The organism is Arenibacter sp. 6A1, assembly GCF_012272855.1.
Taxonomy (GTDB): domain Bacteria; phylum Bacteroidota; class Bacteroidia; order Flavobacteriales; family Flavobacteriaceae; genus Arenibacter.
In genome coordinates, this window is record NZ_JAAXCQ010000038.1 from 1 (window position 1) to 5,261 (window position 5,261).

A 5,261-nucleotide genomic window follows, 5' to 3' on the forward strand; every position below is an offset into this window, starting at 1 on the left:
TCAAATAAATCTTCTTTTTTCATAAAGTGCTAAATTAAAATTAAACAAAAAATAACGGGGGCCGGCCCCCGTTATTTTTCTATTTACACACTTTATAAGATAGTCCCAATTCAGTATTGATATCATCTCCCCAACTCTTATCTAAAGTAATCTTAAAAGAATTTCTGGAAGCTTAGTTTACTTTGGTTTTCCTTTTTCTTAAAAAGAAAAATTTATTCCAAGGTTTATAGAATATCCAAAATCGAATTCATCAAAGTTTGAAATTCCTCCTCCATTTCCAGCTAAATTTATTCCAAACAAATCACTGATTTGAAACTGATAACCTAGTTTAATACCAAGATATGCACTAAAATCTGTTGATGTGTAATAATAAGAATAATTTCCGCCATACCAATCAAAAGCTCCTAATCCTATTGCTGGTCCTATAAAAAATCCATTTCCTTGATTATTTGTATAATACTTTATATTGGCTCCAACTGTATAACCGACCACTCCATCACTGTTGAAATAAACGTTAACTGGAATCTCTATACCTCTCGAGCCATTCTTGTTGATTATTTCATAAGAAATTGAAGTAGGACCATTTTCACCAAATGCTAATAAATCTAAATTTATTCTGTTTTTTCGAAAGCCGCTATTTGATTTTTTTGAAATTTTACTTTTATCAAGTTCTTGATTAAACATTTGATGCGAACCGTTCTCATAAACTATCATATTAATATTTGACAATCCTGTTTCAAAGGTTGGGCCAGATAGGTTGTCAATTTTTTTATATTGGATGTTAACCTCTGATACAACTAATACTTTTGCTTCAATTTTAGAACCATCATTAAAGTAAATTTTGTCTTGTGCGCTTAATGAACTTACTACAAGTAAAAGTGTAATTGCAATTAATAATTTTTTCATTTTAAAATATTATCATTTATACCTACTTCTTTTTTTAATTGGATTTTCAGTTTATTCCCAATAAATTAATCTCAACGATAGATAATTGAACTTTTGAATTATTAATATTCTTATTTTATTCATGTACATTCTTCCAAATTACGTTCTTACTAACTATTTATATAAATTATAAGGTTATTTGTGCCTGATAAAAGTATTAAGAATTGCCGCCATAATTAGTCTTTTAAACATTTAGGTTACATATTACGGCTATGTCTAATTCATAAAATTCTTGCGACCAATATCGTAAAATAAATTAATAGGGTAGGAATATATTACATATAATAAAGAAGTAAGTCTGATATAGACTATGGTATGCTATGGTAATCTATCTAGTTTCTTATAAATCAGGTAGTATAGCCTTTTATGTTTCTTGAAAGGGTTCTTGCTTAAAAAGTATAGAACTTTAAAAACATCAATGGAAGTATGCTGCTATTTTAGGAATGGTTTTATGGAGAGTTGGAATTTAATTTAAACCCATGCCTCTCCGTTGGGCATCTATGAGCTAAAACTTTAGGATATTAAATAATTTCAGTATTCCGAAGGTAATGGCGCTTCCCGTATAGAACACCACAGGGAAGAGGAATAATAACAGGGCAATATAGATTCCTAAATACACTAATTTTTTCGGAACACTACTGTTTTTAATCTCATTTTTATAAAAATCACTTTTTAACACATATCTAGATAGGAGTATTATAAAAATCAAAAAGATAAGGGAGGACCCCAATAAGATGGCTTCAAGATGTAAGGCAGGACTGAAATTTAACTAAATAGGCAACTAGTCGGTAAAACCTTTTAGTTTAAGGAAGCCGATTTCAGTGGTGATGGCTGCCGAGAGTAGCGATAGCAACCTAAAGAAGTGCGCTGGAAATTCGAGTGTTACTAAAAACGGCCTTATCTTTTAAGATAAAGCCGTTGAATAGATACAGTAATAATGCGCGATTTGTTTTGGCAACAGTCTACTGTTTCCTTTCGGTGGGTTTAATGATCATCCTAAAAGATTGATCCTTATAGATATAATACCCCAGCCAGTTGTACAAGGTCCTTACTTTATTTTTAAAATTGACCAATCCCATGATATGAACGAAGATCCATATAAACCAAGCGACGAATCCTTTTAAATGGTATTTCTGTTTTGGGAAATCCATCACCGCCTTATTTCTTCCAATAATCGCTAAGGAACCTTTGTCATTATAACGGAAGGGGGTCCAGTTTGATTTATCGGAATTAAGGTTGTCGGCCAAATTCTTAGCTTGTTGCAATGCGGGTTGGGCCAATTGTGGATGTCCTTCCGGGTAATTTTCATCTCCCGAAACCAAGGCACTATCTCCCAGCGCATATATATTGTCATATCCGCTGACCAAATTAAAGGCGTTGGTCTTTAAGCGTTTTGCTCTTCCATAACTATCCTGGGAAAAGCCCTCAAAGGTTTTTGCAGAAACCCCAGCAGCCCAGATTAAATTCTTGGTCTGTATTTCACTTCCATCCGATAAAAACACCGTTTGGTTTTTAAAATCCTTCACCAAAGTGTTCAGCTTTATTTTGATGTTCAATTTGCTGAGTTGCTTATGGGTGTAGCGCTGTGAATTTTCGGACATAGGGGCCAATACAGATTTTTGTCCGTCTATGACATAGATATCGCCTAAATCTTCCTTGCTAAGCTCTGGATAATCCTTGGTAAGGATATTAGATCTCATTTCTGCTAAAATACCCGAAAGCTCTACGCCAGTAGGGCCGGCACCGGCAACGACAAAAGTCAAGAGTTTTTTACGCTCTTCCTTATCCGTTAATCGCGTGGCGCGGTCCAAGCGGGTAAGGATCACATTCCTTAACGAAAGGGCGTCGCTGATGGTCTTCATCGGCAAGCTTTTTTCTTCAATATTCTTGTTGCCAAAAAAATTGGTCTCTGCTCCAGTGGCCATCACCAATATATCGTAGTGTAATTCGCCGTTGTTTAAAACGATCTTATTTTCGGAAGGGACTACCCGTTCCAAAGATCCAAGTCTAAAATGAACGCTCTTTTTATCCCTCAAAATCTTCCGAAATGGATAACTGATGGCAGAGGGCTCCATAAAACCTGTGGACACCTGATATATTAAGGGAGGGAAAAAGTTATAGTTATTACTATCCACTAATATCAGATCGTATTTGCTGGAGTTCCCCATTCTCTTTACTAACTCCAATCCTGCAAATCCACCGCCTACAACCACTATGGTCTGCTTCTTATTCATTTTGTAAATTTTTTTACAAAGGTAATGGGTAATGCTTAAAATGCACCTAAAAGGACGGTAATAAGCACAGAGATGTTATTGTAACAACGGATTAAGGTAAAAATGTAACAATTGTTCTATTAGGAATCGTCTAATTTGAAGAAGTTTTGTGCTGATGATCAAGAGTATACAATATTGGTAACGGATATTCGATATTGTTTTTAAGGATCATTGGTCATTTCAACTGGGTCTGGTTTTGGAACCATGAAAATTTTAATTCACTTCCCCATAGCGGTTTGAAGGTTGAAAGACTTTTGTATTTTATCGTATGTAACTACTTACTGCTCACCTTACTTTTTTAGTGTTCCATGGACTAAAGGAGTCTCCTAGACGGTAGTGGTCTTGTGTTCTCTTTTAAGGAGGTTGTTTTTGTCAGATGATGAGCTGATATTTATTTCTAATATGGGCGTTATAGTACTCGCCAAAAGAATCCGCCTTCTTAAAGGCCGTCCATATAGGTGCCGGAACATCTTTATGGATGTAAGTTTTACCTTTTGTGGTGATTAATAAATAGCCCTTTTTGTTATTGCAGGAATAGTATTCTGCTCCAAGAATCCACGAGCTCTTACTGGTATCACATCGTTCCTTTATAGTAAAGACATGCGCCCTTATTGCTTTTAAAGCTGATGGATAGGATTTGAAATTCTCCTCCAGGGGCTCACATTTTTGAGCTTCACAAGAAAAGTTCAGCCCAAGGACCATTATAAAGAATACTCTTTTTAAGTATACCATATTAATATATGCTTAGACCTAGGGTCCTTGCTAATTTTTGAAGCCGCTTTATTTAGCTGTAATATTCGCTTTGTGTCCGATTGGGAAATTACAGGAATTGGCGATAAAGCACATTTTGTTGGCTTCTTCGTGCAATTCGTGTGCTTTTTCAAGCATATTGGCGTCTGTAATCTTTATTTGTGGATGCAGGGTGGCCGAAGTGAATCTTCCACTGCCATTTTCCGTTTCCACCATAATGCCAGTGGCGTTGTCCAAATATTCTGTGACTATGATCTTATGTGTAGCACATAAATGCAAGTACCAAAGCATATGGCAAGCAGATATGGACGATAAAAAAAGGTCTTCGGGATTATACCTTGTGCCATCTCCTAAAAAAGCAGGGTCAGACGAACCATTTATTCCGATATATCTTCCGTCCACTGAGATTTCATGGTTTCGATTGTAGGATTTGGAATCAAGGGTGCCTTTTCCCAAGTTTCCCGTCCATTGGACTTTGGCTTTGTAATGGTGGTTTTTCATCTTGCTCAAAAATTTTCCTTCCGTACTTTTGTTTCTTAAATGCCTCGTAGCACCCAATACAGTATAAAAGAGTGCAGCCAGCAGTTTTATTGCTCAAGATAAGGGTGAATCCTAATCTGAGTGTTATCTCAATTATAAAAGAACGAACTACGATTAAAGAAAGTATGTGTAATGTAGCAATAAGGGTGTTTTTGTTAAAACCACTACTCTAGAAGCTCATGTCTATTAGTCTAATCGCACCCCGCGCTTAACTTACTATCTATATAATATATAGTATAAGGATTTGGGCGTTCCCCTAAGGGGTCGGGCTTTCCGCTGTATCTTTTTTAGCCGGCGCTGCCGCTAAAAAAGGATGCCGCTGCAATCCCTAACGCTTTTTGCAATGTGAAATTAGCAATGGGTTCAATGTGGAAATTGAGCAATGTAACAATGAATCAATTAATGTATGCTGCGAAGTCGTGAGACTTTTCGGAGCGAGTTTCGATTTTTATTACTTTATAAAATACTTATATTAAAGCGGTTAAAAATAAAATGGGGGTAAGGGTGTAAAAACCTTGTAAAAAACCTTGTCAGTTTTAGAAAGTGGCGTACCTTTGCCGTCCGCTAGCGAGGCAGTGCCGAGCAAACGGAAAAGGCGTTAAGAGCGCCATGTTCATTGAGTTTTGTTTCCGTTGTCAGTTAAGCTAAAAGAAAGAATTTAATTTTTTCAAAAAAGCTTGCCGGATAAAAAAGAAGCTGTACATTTGCAGCCGCTTTGGGAGACAGGGCGAAGAAGAAAAGAATAAAAAGTTC

General features: G+C 36.0%; 4 protein-coding genes. All 4 read right to left on the reverse strand.

The window, feature by feature from the left end; all coding sequences use genetic code 11:
- Positions 1 to 198: 198 nt before the first annotated feature.
- A complete protein-coding gene (locus HCG49_RS18255; RefSeq protein WP_168470917.1) occupies positions 199 to 906 on the reverse strand; it encodes a hypothetical protein in 708 nt (235 codons plus the stop codon).
- 1,001 nt (positions 907 to 1,907) lie between these two features.
- Positions 1,908 to 3,179: an NAD(P)/FAD-dependent oxidoreductase gene (locus tag HCG49_RS18260; protein ID WP_168470918.1), complete on the reverse strand. Its 1,272-nt coding sequence runs from the start codon at positions 3,177 to 3,179 to the stop codon at positions 1,908 to 1,910.
- Positions 3,180 to 3,590: 411 nt separating this feature from the next.
- Positions 3,591 to 3,950, reverse strand: coding sequence for a KTSC domain-containing protein (locus HCG49_RS18265; RefSeq protein WP_168470919.1), 360 nt, complete (start codon positions 3,948 to 3,950; stop codon positions 3,591 to 3,593).
- Positions 3,951 to 3,998: 48 nt separating this feature from the next.
- Complete coding sequence (locus tag HCG49_RS18270) at positions 3,999 to 4,469, reverse strand: OsmC family protein (RefSeq protein WP_168470920.1); 471 nt, start codon at positions 4,467 to 4,469, stop codon at positions 3,999 to 4,001.
- Between the last annotated feature and the right edge of the window lie 792 nt (positions 4,470 to 5,261).